General features: G+C 65.9%; 13 protein-coding genes. 10 read left to right on the top strand and 3 right to left on the bottom strand.

From position 1 onward, the window contains the following. Together RMO40_RS09160 and RMO40_RS09155 are read left to right on the top strand one after the other, a co-directional pair. The coding region (locus RMO40_RS09160) for a carbamoyltransferase C-terminal domain-containing protein (protein ID WP_309719421.1) at positions 1-643 on the top strand (643 nt) is incomplete at its 5' end. Between the two features lie 42 nt (positions 644-685). Further along, positions 686-1861 carry a GDSL-type esterase/lipase family protein gene (locus RMO40_RS09155; protein WP_309719418.1) on the top strand — a complete coding sequence of 392 codons (1176 nt, stop codon included), beginning with the start codon at positions 686-688 and terminating at the stop codon, positions 1859-1861. A gap of 15 nt (positions 1862-1876) precedes the next feature. Here the strand turns inward: RMO40_RS09155 and RMO40_RS09150 are convergent, their stop codons facing one another. From RMO40_RS09150 to RMO40_RS09140, 3 genes are read right to left on the bottom strand one after another with little or no spacing between them, the layout of a single operon-like run. Then, entirely contained in the window at positions 1877-2878 is a 1002-nt protein-coding gene (locus tag RMO40_RS09150) for a DUF1839 family protein (protein ID WP_309719415.1), read from the bottom strand. Then, the gene (locus tag RMO40_RS09145; protein WP_309719411.1) at positions 2875-3798 is read right to left on the bottom strand and encodes an amino acid--[acyl-carrier-protein] ligase; all 924 of its coding nucleotides are present in this window, start codon (positions 3796-3798) and stop codon (positions 2875-2877) included. Before RMO40_RS09145 ends, RMO40_RS09150 begins: the two co-directional genes overlap by 4 nt. Beyond that, positions 3795-4997, bottom strand: a complete 1203-nt coding sequence (locus tag RMO40_RS09140) for an acyl-CoA dehydrogenase family protein (RefSeq protein ID WP_309719408.1) — start codon at positions 4995-4997, stop codon at positions 3795-3797. Before RMO40_RS09140 ends, RMO40_RS09145 begins: the two co-directional genes overlap by 4 nt. A gap of 185 nt (positions 4998-5182) precedes the next feature. On the opposite strand from RMO40_RS09140, the gene acpS reads away from it, so the two are divergent. From acpS to RMO40_RS09100, 8 genes are all read left to right on the top strand, one after another. Then, a complete protein-coding gene (acpS, locus tag RMO40_RS09135) occupies positions 5183-5635 on the top strand; it encodes a holo-ACP synthase (RefSeq protein ID WP_309719405.1) in 453 nt (150 codons plus the stop codon). An 8-nt stretch (positions 5636-5643) separates the two neighbouring features. Next, complete coding sequence (locus RMO40_RS09130; RefSeq protein WP_309719402.1) at positions 5644-5901, top strand: acyl carrier protein; 258 nt, start codon at positions 5644-5646, stop codon at positions 5899-5901. A 71-nt stretch (positions 5902-5972) separates the two neighbouring features. Next, positions 5973-8450 carry a glycosyl hydrolase 2 galactose-binding domain-containing protein gene (locus RMO40_RS09125; protein ID WP_309719399.1) on the top strand — a complete coding sequence of 826 codons (2478 nt, stop codon included), beginning with the start codon at positions 5973-5975 and terminating at the stop codon, positions 8448-8450. Further along, the gene (locus RMO40_RS09120; protein ID WP_309719396.1) at positions 8447-10243 is read left to right on the top strand and encodes an alpha/beta fold hydrolase; all 1797 of its coding nucleotides are present in this window, start codon (positions 8447-8449) and stop codon (positions 10241-10243) included. The genes RMO40_RS09125 and RMO40_RS09120 overlap by 4 nt, the downstream gene beginning before the upstream one ends. After that, a complete protein-coding gene (locus RMO40_RS09115) occupies positions 10240-12204 on the top strand; it encodes an acyltransferase family protein (RefSeq protein ID WP_309719393.1) in 1965 nt (654 codons plus the stop codon). Before RMO40_RS09120 ends, RMO40_RS09115 begins: the two co-directional genes overlap by 4 nt. A 161-nt stretch (positions 12205-12365) precedes the next feature. Continuing rightward, on the top strand, positions 12366-13019 hold the full coding sequence (locus RMO40_RS09110) for an SIS domain-containing protein (protein ID WP_309719390.1): 654 nt from the start codon (positions 12366-12368) through the stop codon (positions 13017-13019). 34 nt (positions 13020-13053) lie between these two features. Then, positions 13054-14334, top strand: a complete 1281-nt coding sequence (locus RMO40_RS09105; RefSeq protein ID WP_309719387.1) for a glycosyltransferase — start codon at positions 13054-13056, stop codon at positions 14332-14334. Then, positions 14331-14952 (top strand): GHMP family kinase ATP-binding protein (locus RMO40_RS09100; RefSeq protein ID WP_489660133.1); only part of this gene is annotated, 622 nt, incomplete at its 3' end. The genes RMO40_RS09105 and RMO40_RS09100, both read left to right, overlap by 4 nt.

The following is a 14952-nucleotide window of genomic DNA, read 5'->3' as shown; positions in this document are numbered from 1 at the left end:
CCTGATCAACGGCGCCGCCGAAGACCTGTCGCAAGGCAAGGCCCTCGGATGGTTCCAGGGTCGCATGGAATTCGGTCCGCGTGCTTTGGGCAACCGGTCCATCCTGGGCGACCCCCGTTCGCCCTCGATGCAGAAGACGCTCAACCTCAAGGTCAAGTACCGCGAGTCGTTCCGGCCTTTCGCACCCTCGGTGTTGCGCGAGAAGGTCAGCGAGTGGTTCGAGCTCGATGGCGACAGCCCCTACATGCTGATGGTGGCCGACGTGGTGAAGGCTCGCCGCGTGGACATGACCCCCGAGCAGCAGCAGCTCTTCGGCATCGAGAAGCTGAACGTGCCGCGCTCCGACATCCCGGCCGTCACGCACGTCGACTACTCGGCGCGCATCCAGACGGTCGAGAAGAGCGTCAACGCGCGCTATCACGCCTTGTTGACGGCCTTCGAAGGCAAGTCGGGTTGCCCGGTCCTGGTCAACACCAGCTTCAACGTGCGCGGCGAGCCCATCGTGGGAACGCCGGAAGACGCCTTCCGTTGTTTCATGGGCACCGAGCTCGATGTGCTGGCGGTCGGCAACTGCTACCTGCGCAAAGAAGATCAAGACCCGGCGCTGAAGCAGAACTACGAAACCGCCTTCGAGCTCGACTGAGCGTCATCGAACTGGGTCAAGCGGCCCTGAGGAAGCTGGGCCATGAACAGTCCCCTGAAGACCAAGCTGCTGTCCACCGGGGTCGCCCTCGTGGCGATCGTCGTGGCGATCTTGTTGGCCGAAGTGGCAGCCCGTTTTCTGGTCGACCCGGCCGACTTCTTGAACGTCGATCCGGTTCAAGACCAGTTTCTGGGCCACAAGATCCAGGCTGGCGCGACGGGGCACGATGCGCTCGGGTTTCGCAACCGCGAGGCTCCCCAGCAGGCCAACATCGTCGCCATTGGCGACTCGATGACCTATGGCTCCGGCGCACCGCGTGACAGCGCGTGGCCGCAGCAACTGGCCACGCTGGGCGGCGACAGCGTCTACAACATGGGGCTCGGTGGCTACGGCCCGCTCCAATACCTTCACCTCGCAGGTGGCCTGGCCAAGCAGTTCAAGCCGCGCCAGTTGCTCGTGAGCTTTTACTTCGGCAACGACTTTGTCGATGCCTACATGGCCCCGCAGAACCTGTCGCACTGGCAGTCGTGGCGACAGAGTACGGCGTCCGTTGCGGCTGCGGCCGCGCCGGCGTCCGCTGCTGCACCGGCACCACAACGGCGTGGCGCGGCCTTGCGCGATTGGTTGTCGCACCACAGCGTGCTCTACGGCATGCTGCGCGCCACGGTGCTCGAGCCCTTCGCCGTTGTGGAGCAGAAGAGCCTCGCCGCCCAGATGACGGCCGACCAGCGCATGAGCTGGTCCGACCCGGCGGCGCCTTCGGTGATGACGGTGTTCACGGCGCAGCAGCGCGCGTCGGCCCAGGACCCGGCGCAGCCAAACGTTCGCGAAGGCATGCAGATCACCCAGCGTGCGTTTGCCGCGATCAAGGACGAGGCCGACAAACAAGGCGTGCCTTTGATGATGGTGCTCATCCCCACCCGCGAGAAGGCGTATTGCGCGTACCTCAAGACCACCGGCGCCACGCTGCCGCCGGCTTTTCAGAAACTGTGCGAAATCGAAGAGGCCAACAAGGCCGAGCTGGTGAAGGTCTTCCATGCGAAGGGCATCACATACGTCGATTCGACATCCGCGCTCGAGGCCGAGGTGGCACGGCACATCCAGATCTACCCGCCCACCTCCGACGGCCACCCCACGGCCCTGGGCCACAAGGCGATTGCCGAGTCGGTGCTGGCAGCCTTGAAGAAGCGGCCGGCGGCGGCGTCTGCCGCGCAATAAGCCTGGGGGCAAGCCTCAGGGCTGGACCGCAGGCTCCAGCAAGCCCATGCCGTCGTCCCAGGCCTGCGCCATCGGCGCGAAAGCCTCGGGTGCATCGAAGGCGCGCTTGGCGTTGACGACCCGCGCGAGCTTCAGGATCAGCGACTTGCAGTCTTGCGCGATCACGTCGAAGCGTTCGGCGGCACCCGCCAGGTTGGCATCGCCGTGCAGTGCCAACCAACGCAGGTGGTTCGAGGCCAACTCGAACGCCGCGCCCAGCTGTCGCAGGGTGGTGAAGGCCCACGCGTGGTAGTGGGGCAGGCCACGCTCGTGCAGCTGCGGCAGGTCGGCATTGAAGCGGGCCGCAAAGCGCCGCACCGGGTTGCTGGCCGGGCGCCACACCAGATGCTGGCGCAGCAGTTCGTGTGACAGAAGCGCCAGCTCACCGCTGTGCCGTCGTTGCAAACGGTCGATGCGGATCAACTCCGCATACAGCGGCAGCACGCCCTCGCCCGTCTCGCGCTCGAAGAGCTGCCGAAAGTCCTCGCCCGAGAGCTGGTGGTAGCCGGCACTGTGGAAGTAACCGAGACGCTGTTGATCGACGTCGAGGTCGTTCAGCAAGATCGTGGTCTTGACGTGCTGGCGCTGGTAGTCGGTGCCGGCGGTATCGGGCAGCCAGAACGAGTCGGCCTCGGTGCTGATGAGCTTGCCCGCGCCCAGGTACTCAGCCGCATGGTCGATCAGTGGGCGCCAGACGTTGATCTCTTGCACGTCGATACCGTAGAGCGTGCGCAGGTCGGCATGCGGCGGCTTGAAGAAGGTGCAGTGGTCGCCTTCGAAATCGGTCGTCAGCGTGAACGCCATCGCCGCAGCGGGCTCCAGCTTGAGCGCGTGCAGCAGCTCGATCCAGACGTCGACGTAGCAGTTTTTCTCGACCCACACCGCCTGCTCGGAATGCATGGCATGGGGTGCGTAGGTGCTGGCCGACAGGTCGCCCAATACGCGGTACCGACCGCTGCGCGTCTGGTGTGCGCTCACAGGGACAACTGCTCCCGCACCGAGCGAGGCCATACCTTGATGTCGAAGCCGTGGTGCTTGAAGAGGGCCATGGTGACGCGCTCCAGGCCGAAGCCCAGGCAGGCCGTGCTGGCGACCGCGCCGTCGGCAGTGCGGATGTCGAAGGTGGAGCCGAAATGCTGCTGGTGGAAGTTGAACGAACACACGGCCGTGGGCGCTTCGAGCGAGATGACGGGCACCAGCACCTCGAATTTCAGGCGCTGCTCGATCTGGTTGGCCGCCAGCACCTTGCCGCCACGCCCGAAGAAGGGGTCGGCCGCCACGTCAGACGCCGCAGGCAGGCCCAGCGAGGTGAGCAGATCCAGCCCGCGTTGCAGCCACATGTCGCGCCATGCGAGGACCTGATCGGCCGTGCCCGCGCGGATGAACTCGCGCACGCGAAACGACTGCATGCGCGTGGGTTCGGGCGAAGGCTCGTTGCGGTAGACCCAACCGAGCAGTTCGACCAGCCGGCCTTCGGGCGGCAGGGAGCCGGTGAAGGTGGGGTAGACGGGGTAGCAGGCGGCGGGAGTGAGGGTCACGCCGGTCTGCGTCAGCAGGTCCCCCCAAGGCTGCCCGCTGCCCGCGCGTTCGGCCAGGGCCAGCGCCTGCATGGCATTGCCCGAGAAGCTGTGAATCGCGCCGCACAGGTGCGGGAACGAATCGAGGTAGTGCACCTTCTCCAGCAGCGCGCGGTCGATCAGAGGCGGGTGGCTCTGCGACTCGGCGCGATCGTTCCGGGCGACCTGGTCGATCAAGGCATTGAAGCGGGCCAGCACCTGCTCGAACACGGCACCCCGGCCGAAGACGCCGAGCGCGCCCGAGGGAATGATCAAGCCGTGCTCGACCAGGCCCCGGTAGAAATTGTCGATGTCGTAGGTGATGTTCAAGAGAGTGCTCAAGGCGCGTCTTTGAAAACCAGCAGCATCGAAGCGTTCTTGGAGGCGATGCGCTCGTTGGAAACCATCAGCGAAGCAGACAGCACGTCGCGGTAGTGGCGGCCCAGGCTGAAGGGCGAGTCGTTCTTGTAGCCGAGCACGCCCAGGATCTGCAGCGCGCGGTGCACGATCTGCGGCGCGGTCTCCGAGCAGCTGATCTTCAGGTTGTTCAGGCGCAGCGCCCAGCCCATGCCGAGCAGCTCTTGTTCGCCACCTGGCTTTTGCACGGCGTCATCGAACGCCTGCGCCACCAACTGCCACTGTTGGCGCATGGCCTGCAGTTGGGCCGACACCTCGGCCAGGCGCGTGGCGGTGGGCGGAACGGTGCCGGGTTTTTTGCGCGCTTCGCCGCGCACGTGGTTGGCGGCGCGGCCGACCGCGTCGGCGGCGATGCCCCACCACAACGACGACCACAGGATGTGCGAATACGGCACCATGGTCTGCGCCGAGCTGTCGGCATAGGAGCCGGGCACGATCTGCTCGGCAGGCCCCGACGATTCGAGCCGGAAACCCGGGCTGCAGGTGCCGCGCATGCCCAGGGTGTCCCAGGTGGTGGTTTGTTGGAGCGAGGCGTTCTCGCGCTTCACCAGTACCAGCACCTGGTCGTTTTGGGGCGCGTCGGCGTCGCGTCGGCAAGTGACCAGGATGGCATCGGCATGGGCGCAGTAGGAGCCGGTGGTCGCGTCCTTGTTGAGCACAAAACGCCCGTCGTGCTGTTCGACGGCGCAGATGCTGGAACGTGTGTCGCCAAAGGTGCCCACCTCGGAGGTGATCGACGCCAACAGGTACTGGCGCTGCGCCAGCTCGCGCAGGTAGTCGTTGAAGAACTTGCTGTCCAGGCCATGGCGCGCCAGGCAGGCGACCTGGATGTAGTGCATGGCCAGCACCATGCTGCTCGAGCCGCAGCCCTGCGCCAGCGCAGCACACAGCTGGGTGAGCTCCTGCATGTTGCAGCCGCTCCCCCCCAGATGAGCGGGTACGGGTGCCGACAGCACGGCCGCGTTGCGCAAGGCCTCGAGCGTTTCGACAGGGAAGCGCCCCAGCTTGTCGACATCGGCCGCATGTTGTGCCGCTATGCCACTGGCGATGGCGCGCGTGGCCGCCAGCAGGGCCGTGAAATGTGAGGGGGATTCGGTGTGGGTAGGGTTCACATGGATGAGCATAGCGCCGGGTGCATGTGTCCCGCATCCCACGAATCGTGTTGCACGCCACGAGTCACAGGCCGGTTTCGAGAAATAGTGCCCAGCTGCGTTGAAGCCCGTCAAGTTCCCCCTCAAGGAAGGGGATTTCACTCATGGCTTGTATCGACGATGCTTGTCTACTGGCTATCTGTTTTTCTCGAAGCTCCATGTCGCCCAACTTTCAAGACCTGACCCTTCCTCCGCCGCAGGCCGAGCGCATGCGCTTGGGCATGGATGTGGTCGACATTCGCCGCATCAGCGAATCCATCGACAAGTTCGGTGCGCGTTTCATCCAGCGCTTGTTCAGTCAAGGTGAGATCTCGTATGCGCAGAGCGGCGAAGGCCAGACCGCGCAGCGCCTGGCGGCACGTTTTGCCGCCAAAGAGGCCGCGATCAAGGCCTTCAACCTGAGCGAGACCGGCGTCGACTGGCGCGACATCGAAGTGCAGAAGTTGCCCGACGGCGCCTGCCGCCTCGCCCTGCACGGCAAGGCCGCGTCGCGGGCCGAACAATTGGGGGTGAGCGAGATCGCGCTCAGCCTCAGCCACGACGGCGACTATGCCGCTGCGGTCGTCACCGCGCTGATCGCGCCAGTGCCGGCCCAGCGTTCTCTTTTTTGAGGTATTTCATGGACACGGCTCATCAAATCGAAACCCAGATTCGCAGCGTGCTGCGAGACCACGCCCGCTTGAGCAAGCCCGTCGACCTGATCGATTCTGCGGCTGACCTTTACCAGGCCGGCATGACTTCGCACGCCAGCGTCAACGTGATGCTGGCCCTCGAAAGCGCCTTCGACATCGAGTTTGCCGACCACATGCTCAAGCGCAGTGTGTTCAACAGCGTGGCCTCGATCCGCGACGCAGTGGCTGAACTCACGCACGCTTGAACCATGCGATGACGCCCCAGGCGTACCGGCCCGATTCCCCATCACGGGAGCGCATCGACAGGGGCTGGGACATGTGTGCCACGGCGCCCGGGCGCTTCAGCGAACCGGAGTCCCTCGCCGAGATTGCCCCCGATCCATGGCTGAAGGCGCCAACGGTCGGCCCGGTGGCCGATCAGCTGAGAGCACTCGGGCTGTGGAGCCTTGACGGCCCGCCGCGCCGCTTCGATGCCGACGATTGGTGGTACCGCGTTGAGTTCGAGCGCCCCGATCTGCACCCGGCTGAAGAACTCTGGTTCGGCTTCGACGGCCTGGCCACGGTGGCCGATGTCTGGTTGAACGGGCAGCTGCTGATGCGCAGCACCAGCATGTTCGTGGCCCATGAACACAGCGTGCGGCACCTGCTCAAACCCGGAGCCAATCAGCTGCTGCTTCGTTTTCATTCCCTCGACGCGTTGCTGGCCGCCAAACGGCCCCGCCCGCGCTGGCGTGCACCGATGGTGGCGAACCAGCAGCTGCGCTGGTTTCGCACCACGCTGCTCGGGCGCACGCCGGGCTGGTCGCCACCGGCGGCCGTGGTCGGCCCCACCAAGGACATCTGGTGGGAGCGCCGCAGCGCGCCACGGGTCACGCTGTCGACACTGCGAGCCACGGTGCAACCCGATGCCACCGGGGCGGTGGTTGCCTCCTGCCTGTTGCAGCTCGGGGCCGATCAGTCGCTCGACCGCATGGAACTGGAGGTCACGCGTGACGGTGTGGCGCAGCGCAGACCGATGCAAGCCGAAGCGAACGGGCGCTACAGCGGCGCCGTGTCGATTGCCGAGCCTGCGCTGTGGTGGCCGCACACCCACGGCGAGCCAGCGCTCTACCAGGTGCGCGTGCGCGTTTACCTGCACGGTGTTTCCGAGCCGTTGGTCACAGAGTTGGGCAACACCGGGTTTCGCACCCTGCAGCTCGATACCGCTGACGGCCGCTTTGCCCTGCAGGTGAACGGCGTACCGGTCTTCTGCCGCGGCGCCTGCTGGACACCGCTTGACGTGGTGAGCCTGCGCGCCACGCCAGAGGCCACGCATGACGCGGTGGCCCAGGCGCGTGATGCCGGCATGAACATGCTGCGTGTGGGCGGCACCATGGTCTACGAAGATGCGGCCTTCTTCGACGCCTGCGACGCGCTCGGCGTGCTGGTCTGGCAGGAGTTCATGTTTGCCAACATGGACTACCCCGAACATGACGGCGCCTTCATGGCCGACGTGCACACCGAGGTGCAGCAGCAGCTGCAGGCCTGGCAAGGCCGCCCCTCGCTGGCCGTGCTGTGCGGCAACAGCGAAGGCGAGCAGCAGGCGGCCATGTGGGGTGCGCCGCGCGAGCTGTGGAGCCCGCCCCTGTTCCACACCACGCTGCGTGCCCGCGTCAACGAAGCTTTGCCCGATGTGCCGTACTGGCCGTCGAGTGCGCATGGCGGCGCCTTCCCGCACCAGGGCAATGTGGGCACCACCTCGTACTACGGGGTGGGCGCCTACCTGCGCGCGCCTGAAGACGCTCGTCGCTGCGAGCTGAAATTCGCCACCGAATGCCTGGCCTTCGCCAACGTCCCCGATGAACGCACGCTGGCTCGCATGCCCGGCGGCCACGGGTTGCGTGTGCAACACCCGCAGTGGAAGGAGCGCAGCCCGCGTGACCTCAACGCCGGTTGGGATTTCGAAGACGTGCGAGACCACTACCTGGCCCGCTTGTTCCGTGTCGACCCCGTGGCCTGCCGCACGGTCGACCATGAACGCTACCTGGCGCTCAGCCGGGTGGTCACGGGCGAGCTGATGGCCGGTGCCTTCGCCGAATGGCGGCGACCCGGTTCGGGCTGCGGCGGTGCCCTGGTGTGGTTTCTGCGAGACCTGTGGGCCGGTGCCGGCTGGGGGCTGGTCGATGACACCGGCCTGCCCAAGGCCTGCTTCTACGCGTTGCGCCGCGCGCTGCAGCCGGTGGCGGTGGCGATCACCGACGAGGGCAACAACGGGCTGTATGCCCACGTCATCAACGAGGCCGCTGAAGCGCTCAACGCCACGCTGCAACTCACGCTTTATGGCCCGGCCGATTCAAGGCTCGGGCAGACGCGGCAGGTGCTGAGCCTGCCCGGCCGCGGCCAGCAAAGCGTGGCGCTCGCCGAAGGGCTGGAGGGTTTTTACGACCTGTCTTACGCCTACCGCTTTGGCCCATCGGGTGTCACGCTGGTTCACGCCAACCTGTGCGCAGCCGATGGCGCGGTGCTCGGCGAAGCGTTCCACTTCCCGGCGGGCTTGCCCTCGCTGGTGAGCGCCGATGTGGGCTTGACGGCGACGCTCGAGACCACGCGCGCGGAATTGTGGGTGGCGAGCACCGGCATGGCGCAACATGTGCACATCGCCCTCGACGGGTACACCGTGTCTGACAACGATTTCCACCTGGCGCCCGGCACCCAGCGCCGCATTGCGCTCAAACGCAAGGGCACGCAGGCGCCCAAAGGGCAGGTCTGGGCCTTGAATGCGGATCGCCCGGTGGGGATTTCCGTCGTCCCATGAACACGCGCGAGGCTCAGCCGTTTTACTTCGGCCGCGAAGGCGCCGAGCTTTTTGGGTGGCTGCACGATGCCGACCCGGCCCGGCGCCAGGGCCTGGGCTTCTTGATCGTCAACCCCTTCGGCTTCGAAGAGGTCTGCGCCCACCGCAGCCTGCGACACTTTGCCGATGCTGCCAGCGCAGCGGGATTCCCCAGCCTGCGTTTTGACCTGGCAGGTTGTGGCGACTCTCAGGGCGACGAGTTCGAGTCGCACGTGCCCACCAAGTGGCTGGGTTCGGTGCACGATGCCATCGACACGCTCAAGCGCACGGGCGGTGTGAGCCAGGTACTGGTGCTGGGGGTGCGCCTGGGGGCCATGCTGGCCACGCTCGTCGCCAGCGAGCGCGACGATGTGGCGGGGCTGGTGGCGATCGCGCCCGTCGTGCGCGGTCGCACTTATGTGCGTGAGCTGACCATGCTGGGCCAGACCGGCGCAACGCCAGGTGAGGTTGTGAACGGCACGCTCGAATCGGCCGGGTTCGTGATGACGCGCGAGACCGCTTCGTCTGTGTCGCAGGTGGATCTGCGCGCATTGACCCACCGGCCGGCGCCTCGGGTGCTGATCGTCGAGCGCGATGACCTGGTCGACATGTCGGAGTGGGCGCCGCTGCTGCAAAAGCTCGGTGCCGAAGTGCGTGTCGAGCGCTGGCCGGGGTACGCGGGGATGATGGACGATGCCCAACGCGCGGTGGTCCCTGAAGCCATGGTGGCGGGTGTGGTGGCGTGCATCACGGGGTGGTCGACACAGCTCGGCCTGGCACCCGTGGCCGCCGAGGCGCCAGACCAGCTGAGCCTGAGCTGCCGGGTGGCCCTGGCGGGCGGGGGTGGGGCTCAGGTGCTGGAGACACCGGTTCACGTCGAGACCGGCACGTCGACGCGGCTCTTCGGTGTGCTCGTCACGCCCGAAGGGGCGACGGGGCCACGACCGGCGGTGCTGATGCTCAACTCCGGCTCCATCCACCACATCGGCCCCAACCGCCTGTGGGCCAGGCTCGCGCGGCAATGGGCGGCGCGCGGCATGACGGTGTTGCGTCTCGACATTGCCGGCATCGGCGACAGCGCGCCACGGCCGGGTGCGCCAGAAAACGTCGTCTATTCACCCTACGCGATTGAAGATGTGGCGGCGGCGCTCAACTACCTGCGCACGCAGTCCGATGCGAGCGAGTGCCATTTGGTCGGTTTGTGCTCGGGGGCTTATCACGCGCTCAAGGCCGCAGTGGCTGGCCAGCCGGTGGCCTCGGCCTTGATGATCAACCCGCTGACCTACTTCTGGAAACAGGGCACGGAACTCAGCGACGTGAAGGACTATCAGCTTGTCGAGCTGACCTCCAAGTTCCGCGGCAAGTTGTTCACCCGAGAGCCCTGGCGCAAGCTGCTGCGCGGCGAGCTCGACGTGCGCCTGGTCGCCGAAGTGGCCGCCCGGCGCGCCTGGGGGGGCGTGGCGCCGCACCTGGTGGAGGCCGCACGCGCGCTGCACATCCCGCTGCGATACAACCTCGCGCGCGAGCTCGAGGGTGCTGCGCGCCACGGCATTCGCCTGCGCTTCGTCTTCGCGGAGCGGGCACCCGGCTTTGCGCTGCTGCGCAAACAAAGCGGGCGCGCGATGCAGCGCTTGCTGAAGAAGCAGGTCGCATCGATCGACTTCATCGCCAACGCCGACCACACCTTCACCCGGCTCGAAGCCCGCGAGCGCCTGGTGGCGGTGCTCGACCGGCTGGTGCTGCCTTCTCGCGATCGGGCTCTGCCCAAGCCATGAACCGCAGCGACTTTCGCGCCGACCTCAATGGCCTGCGCGGGATCAGTGTCGCGCTGGTGCTGGCGTTTCACCTGCAGCTCAAGGGTGCCGGCGGCGGCTTCATCGGGGTTGACGTGTTCTTCGTGCTCTCGGGCTACCTGATGACGCAGATCATCGGCCGCGCCCTGGCCGAGGGCCGTTTTGGCTACTGGCACTTCGTGGCGGCGCGTGCGGCGCGCATCTGGCCTGCGCTCGTGGCCCTGGTGGTGCTGTTGTTCGCGTTCGGGGCCTGGCGCCTGCCGCCCTTCGACCTGCAAATCCTCGCCGAGCAGGCGCGTGCGGCCTTGCTGTTTGTGTCGAACCACCATTTCCTCGACCGATCGGGTTACATCACCCACGCCGGCGACACCCATTGGCTGCTGCACACCTGGTCGCTCTCGGTCGAGTGGCAGTTCTATCTGATCTACCCCGTGCTGTTGATGGGGCTGATGAAGCTGACGACTCGCCGGCACACCGTGGCGGCCGTGATCGCGGGGCTGTTGGTGTTGTCGTTCGTGTGGCAGTTGCTGCAGTCGGGCACGCAGGCCCAAGCGGGCTTTTTCTTGCTGCCCGGGCGCTGCTGGGAGTTCCTGGCCGGTGGCTTGGTATTTCTCCTGCGGCGCGAAGAACCCGCCACGGGGCCCGCGCCCGTGTGGCGCGCCCTGGCCAGTTACGCGGGGCTGGCGATGGTGTTGGGCGCGGCACTCGTGATCGCGCTGTGGCGCCGCGGGGCGGTGGGCGGCGTGTCGGTCCTGCTGCTGCCGGTGCTGGGGGTGATGCTGATCCTCTGGTCAGGCCACCAGGGCAACCTCGTGCTGCGCAACCCGGTTCTGCAACACGTCGGCTTGTGGTCGTATTCGGTCTATCTGTGGCACTGGCCGCTCATCGTCGGCCTGCGCATGACCGACTACCCGCTCGACCACCCCGGGCTCACGATGGGGGCCACCGTGATCGGCTCGCTCGTCATGGGCTGGTGGTCGTACAGCTTCATCGAACAACCGTGGGCAGCGCGCGGCCTATCGGTCTGGCGGACCGCCCGCAAGCCCGCGATGGCCATGCTGCTGGCAGGTGGCGTGGTCGCCGTCGCGACGGCAACCGAGGGGCTTGCATTCAGGCTGCATGGCAAGCCCGACTTCTATCGCGGCTATCCGGCCTCGATCAAGCCGCTCTACTTCCCCGATGAATGCGACAACTACAAGAAGCCCGTGGCCGAGCTGAAGACCTGCCCGGTTCGCAAGCGCGACCCCGCCCGCACCCTGGTGATCGGCGACTCGCATGGCGAGCACCTGTATGCCTGGTTCGTGCGACACAGCCCCGGCTCGGTTGACTTCTTCACCGCCTCCGAATGCCCCCCGGTGCCGCATTTCGAGCGCACACAACCGGGGTACGTCTGCCAGGACTACGCAGCGATTGCCTGGCGCAAGGCCCTGTCAGCCGACTACGACACCGTGGTGGTGTCGGCCCGCTGGCTCACCGTGGGCCTGCAGGGCGCGCCTTATTGCCACCAGGCCAGCGAGGGAGGGCGTTGCATCGCACCACCTTCGCTGGCCGCCAAGCAGGCCTTGATCGTGACCGAGCTCAAGGCAGTGATTGCCGCCGTGCTGAAAGCGGGCAAGACGGTGGTGATGGTCGACGGCTCGCCCGAGTCGCGCTTTCGTGTGCCCGAGCGTATTGCGCGCGAAGTATTCTGGTACGGCCAGGCGCGCTTGTCAGTGCCGATGCCCGGCCTGATCGCGCAGAACCTGTGGCTGGAGCCGCTGTTCGATGCCTTCGGCGACACGCCTGGTTTTCATCGCATCAGCGTGCGCGGCAGGCTGTGCGACGGCGCCATGTGTCGTGTCTATGACAGCACGTTGCAGCGACCCGTGTTCTTCGACGAGAGCCACTTCGACCCGGTCTGGATCGCTGCTCAGGCGGACCTCTTCGCGCCCTTCGTGCGCTGAGACCGCGCTGCACCAAGGCGTGCGCTTTGTCTCGCTTGTGCGTGGGCAACCCACCTTGTTTGGGGGGTTTGGCGACAAGCTGGGGGGAGGGGTTTCACCTGTCACCCCAATACAATCTTCCGTGGTCTCCGATTCACGTTTTGATGCGCAGAAAGATCCCCATGAGCAAGCAAGCCAAGGCCCCGAAGATTCAAGAGAAGAAGACACCGGGCCTCGCCGCGTCGAACATGACGGGCACCGGCCCTGGCGGCCTGTCGGTACGTGCCTTCGGCGAGTGGTACCGCGACCGTGAGTTGGAGCAGTGGGCTCAGTTCGACTTCGCCGCGCTGGAAAAGATCGCCAAGCTGATCGAAGTGGTCGAAAAGAAGGGCAAGCAGATTTTCGTGATGGGCAATGGTGGCTCGGCAGCCACCTCGTCGCACATCGCGACCGACTGGTCGAAGACCGCTGAGCGTGTGGGCCAGCCTTTGATCCGCTGCATCTCGCTCAACGACAACACCGCCTTCATGACGGCCGTCGGCAACGACCTCGGCTATGAAGCAATCTTTTCGCGCCAGTTGCAAAACCTGTGCAACAAGGGTGACCTGGTCGTCATCATCTCCGGCTCGGGCAACTCGCCCAGCGTCATCAAGGCCGCCGAATACGCCGAGAGCGTGGGCGCCACCACGGTCGGCATGACCGGTTTCACCGGCGGCAAGCTGCGCAAGATGGTCGATGTGTGTTTCCACGTCGAGAGCGATCAATACGGCGTGATCGAAGACATGCACATGGCCGCAGGTTCGATCCTGGCGTTCTACCTCAAGCAGCGCAAGTGACGGGCTGCGCAGCCGTCGCAACGGGCGCCGCACGATGATCCATTACGTCACGCAAAACGGCATCGGCAATGCCTGGGTCGCCAACGAGCTGAGCCGGGTCGAAGCCGCCGGGCTGCCGGTGGCGTTGCATGCGATGCGTGCGCCCGACAAGCTGCTGCACGACTCGCCCTGGGCGGTGGAGATGAACCGCCGCACCGAGCTGATGTACCCGCTGCCGTGGGTGGCGATGTTCCTCTCGCTGCTGGCGGCACCGTTTCGTTTTCGCGGGCGGTTTTTTGCGGCGCTCTGGAACGCCTTCTTCGGCCGCCGTGAACACATGCGTGCCCGCCTGGCCGGCATCGCTCACCTGGTGGTGGCCTGTCATTGGGCAACCGGGCTGCAGCGCAGCGCCCGAGCGGTGTCGCAGATCCATTCGCAATGGATCAACTCCTGCGGCACGATCGCGATGTATGGCGCCTGGTTGCTCGATGCACCCTTCAGCTTCACCGGCCACGCGACCGACCTGTTTCGCAACCGCTCGGCCTTGCTCGACAAGATAGAGCGCGCGAACTTCATCATCTGCATCTCCACCTTTCACCGCGACTTCTATCTGCAGCACGGTGCGCGGCCCGAACAGCTGGTGATCGCCTATTGCGGCATCGACCTGTCGTGGTTCTACCCGCCGGCGCCCGGCCGACGTGATGTGCTGCGGCCATATCGCATCCTTTCGTCGGGGCGCCTGGTCGAGAAGAAGGGTTTCAGCGACCTGATCGACGCCTGCAAGCTGCTGGCCGACCGTGGCGAGCGATTCGACTGCGTGATCGGTGGCAGCGGCCCGCTGGAAGCCGAACTCAAGGCGCAGATCGCGCGGCTGAAACTGACCGACCGCATCACCGTCACCGGCAAGGCGCTGTTGCAAGAAAAGATCGTCGACTTCATGCACGAGGGTGACGTCTACGTGCTGCCGTGCGTGTGGGCCGCCGATGGTGACGTGGATGGGCTGCCGCAGATGATCATGGAAGCCATGGCCAGCGGTCTGCCGGCGATCAGCACGCGGCTGGTCGGCATTCCGGACCTCATCCACCACGACGACACCGGCTTGCTGGTCGAGCCCAACAACCCGGCCCAGCTCGCTGACGCCATGGCGCGCCTGAAGCACGACGCAGCACTCGCGGCCCGTTTGTCTGACAGCGGCCAGCAACTGCTGAAAAAGACTTTCGACCTCAACAACTGCCTCGATCCCTTGATCGAGCAGTTTCGCAAGAGCATGGCCAAGGCCGCGCCAGGCCAGCGTGCTGCCGGCTCGCCAGCGCAACAAAGCAGGGTGACCTCATGATCATTTCGCAAACCCCCTACCGCGTGAGCTTTGCCGGCGGCGGCACCGACCTGCCGGCTTTCTATCGCCAGGAATACGGGGCGGTGTTGTCGATGGCGATCGACAAGCACATGTACGTGACGGTCAGTCCGCGTTTCGAGAAAACCACCCGCGTGGCCTACACCAAGGTCGAGATCGCCGACTCGGTGAACGATATCCAGCACGAGCTGGTGCGCGAGGCGCTCAAGATCACCGGCCTCGGCCGCCACATCGAGATCACCACCGTGGGTGACGTGCCTTCAGGCACGGGCATGGGCTCGTCGAGCTCGTTGACGGTCGGTGTGCTGCAGGCCTTGTATGCCTACAAGGGCCAGATCATCAGCGCGAAGAATGTGGCCGAGCAAGCCTGCCAGATCGAGATCGACATCCTCGGCAAACCGATCGGCAAACAAGACCAGTACGCCGCGGCCTTTGGAGGCTTGAACTACATCCGCTTCAATTCCGACGACACCGTCGACGTGGAGCCGGTGCCGGCACCCCGCGAGACGCTGCAGGAGTTGTCGAGCCGCATGATGCTGCTCTACACCGAGCAGCAGCGCGACGCCGACGGCATCTTGAAGCGCCAGAGCGAAGGCACCA

Origin of the sequence: Rhizobacter sp., from assembly GCF_031412075.1 — a bacterium.
Classification (GTDB): Bacteria; Pseudomonadota; Gammaproteobacteria; order Burkholderiales; family Burkholderiaceae_C; genus Rhizobacter.
Note: the sequence above shows the minus strand (reverse complement) of the source record. Positions and strands in the feature narration are given on the sequence as shown.

Bases quoted from the DNA above. Each gene is read 5' to 3' on its own strand.
- acpS (WP_309719405.1), top strand. From the start codon at position 5,183: ATGTCGCCCAACTTTCAAGACCTGACCCTTCCTCCGCCGCAGGCCGAG.
- RMO40_RS09120 (WP_309719396.1), top strand. From the start codon at position 8,447: ATGAACACGCGCGAGGCTCAGCCGTTTTACTTCGGCCGCGAAGGCGCC.
- RMO40_RS09140 (WP_309719408.1), bottom strand. From the start codon at position 4,997: ATGCTCATCCATGTGAACCCTACCCACACCGAATCCCCCTCACATTTC.
- RMO40_RS09115 (WP_309719393.1), top strand. From the start codon at position 10,240: ATGAACCGCAGCGACTTTCGCGCCGACCTCAATGGCCTGCGCGGGATC.
- RMO40_RS09125 (WP_309719399.1), top strand. From the start codon at position 5,973: ATGTGTGCCACGGCGCCCGGGCGCTTCAGCGAACCGGAGTCCCTCGCC.
- RMO40_RS09105 (WP_309719387.1), top strand. From the start codon at position 13,054: ATGATCCATTACGTCACGCAAAACGGCATCGGCAATGCCTGGGTCGCC.
- RMO40_RS09130 (WP_309719402.1), top strand. From the start codon at position 5,644: ATGGACACGGCTCATCAAATCGAAACCCAGATTCGCAGCGTGCTGCGA.
- RMO40_RS09110 (WP_309719390.1), top strand. From the start codon at position 12,366: ATGAGCAAGCAAGCCAAGGCCCCGAAGATTCAAGAGAAGAAGACACCG.
- RMO40_RS09155 (WP_309719418.1), top strand. From the start codon at position 686: ATGAACAGTCCCCTGAAGACCAAGCTGCTGTCCACCGGGGTCGCCCTC.